Here is a 254-nt window from a genome sequence, read left to right as displayed (position 1 = left end):
TCGATGCCCTGTTCCAGCGGCCGGATAGGCACGTAGCCAAAGGCCTGGACGGCATCGACGTGGAAGGCGATGCCCTTCTGCCGGGCCAGGGCGCCGATGGCGTCGATGGGCTGGACCATGCCCGTTTCATTATTGGCATACATGACGGAAATAAGGACCGTATCATCGCGCAGGGCCTGGGCCACAGCGTCGGCTGTGACCCGGCCGTCGGCTTCGACAGGGACATAAGTCACGTCATAGCCCTTCCCTTCCAG

1 protein-coding gene is annotated in these 254 nt (G+C 62.6%); it reads right to left on the bottom strand.

The annotated features are described in order from the left end of the window. Nucleotides 1-254, bottom strand: a 254-nt coding sequence (locus tag ACY0MJ_RS22445) for an aminotransferase class V-fold PLP-dependent enzyme (RefSeq protein WP_462640776.1), incomplete at both ends; no start/stop codon positions are given.

Source organism: Ramlibacter sp. bp-362, assembly GCF_054956735.1.
This window is presented reverse-complemented; position numbering and strand designations above follow the sequence as displayed.